Origin of the sequence: Paenibacillus sp. CF384, assembly GCF_900106745.1 — a bacterium.
In the GTDB taxonomy this organism is placed as follows: Bacteria; Bacillota; Bacilli; order Paenibacillales; family Paenibacillaceae; genus Paenibacillus_Z.
Window position 1 is genome coordinate 1 of the sequence record NZ_FNNV01000049.1, and the last position, 1,165, is coordinate 1,165.

Annotated in this window: 2 protein-coding genes; both read left to right on the forward strand. The window is 44.8% G+C overall.

What is annotated here, in order from left to right; genetic code table 11:
- The first annotated feature begins 78 nt into the window (after positions 1 to 78).
- Complete coding sequence (locus tag BLW29_RS31065; protein WP_090986992.1) at positions 79 to 360, forward strand: transposase; 282 nt, start codon at positions 79 to 81, stop codon at positions 358 to 360.
- Between the two features lie 11 nt (positions 361 to 371).
- Positions 372 to 1,165 (forward strand): IS3 family transposase (locus BLW29_RS31070; protein ID WP_256209106.1); only part of this gene is annotated, 794 nt, incomplete at its 3' end.

A 1,165-nucleotide genomic window follows, 5' to 3' on the forward strand; every position in this document is an offset into this window, starting at 1 on the left:
TGAGTTTAGGATAATAAGTGGACACAACATAACAGCGACCTGTTACTATAAATACAACAAAACAGGTCGAGGTGTATCATGAGAAAAACACGTCAACATTTTGATGAGGAATTTAAACGTCAAACGGTCAAGCACATGAAAGAAAGCGGCAAGACGGCATCTGAAGTTTCGATGGAGCTGGATATCCCCGTGGGGAGCATCCGTACTTGGAGAAGACAGTTTGGAGATACCGGGGAAAAAGCCCAAGTGTACATTGACCAGGAGAGACTCAAGAAACTCGAGCAAATGAACCGGGAACTTCAAGAGGAAAACGAAATTCTAAAAAAGGCGATGCACTTCTTCACAAAAAACCGAAACTGATCTTCAAGTTTATCCATAAACACCGCTTCCAGTTCCGTGTTGAGAAGATGTGCAAGGTCATGAATGTGTCACGAAGCGGTTACTACAAGTGGGTCAACCGAAAACCAAGTGGGCAGGAAAAGCGCCGTCAGGAGCTGAAGAAACGGATCCAGTACCACTTCTATGGTTTTAAACAGCGCTATGGCAGCGATAAAATTGCAGCAAAACTGCGCCAAGAAGGGTTGGAAGTCTCCACTAAAACGGTTAGTAATTACATGAAAGACATGGGTCTTCGCTCCATTACGGTGAAAAAGTACAAAGCTACTACGAACTCCAAACACAAGATGCCCGTCTATGACAACGTGCTCAACCGTCAATTTCAACCCGACGCGCCAAATCGCGTTTGGGTGGCTGACATTACCTACATTGCGACGCAGCAAGGTTGGGTGTATTTAGCGAGCTTGATGGACTTGTACTCGCGTAAGATCGTAGGTTGGTCACTTGGCGAACGGATGACCAAAGATCTTGTGCTAGAGGCATTCGATAAAGCCGTTGAAAACCAAAAACCGCCCAAAGACTTAATCCACCACTCGGATCGAGGGTCTCAATATGCTTCAACAGAATACCGTGAGCGATTGACGAACAATCTCATGGTTGGAAGCATGAGTCGAAAAGGAAATTGCTACGACAATGCTTGCATCGAAGCCTTTCACAGTGTCATGAAGAAAGAGCTTATTTACCAAACCAAATTCAAGACTCGTAAACAGGCGTATGATGCAATTTACGAGTATATTGAGTTGGAGTACAACCGTATGCGCATCCATTC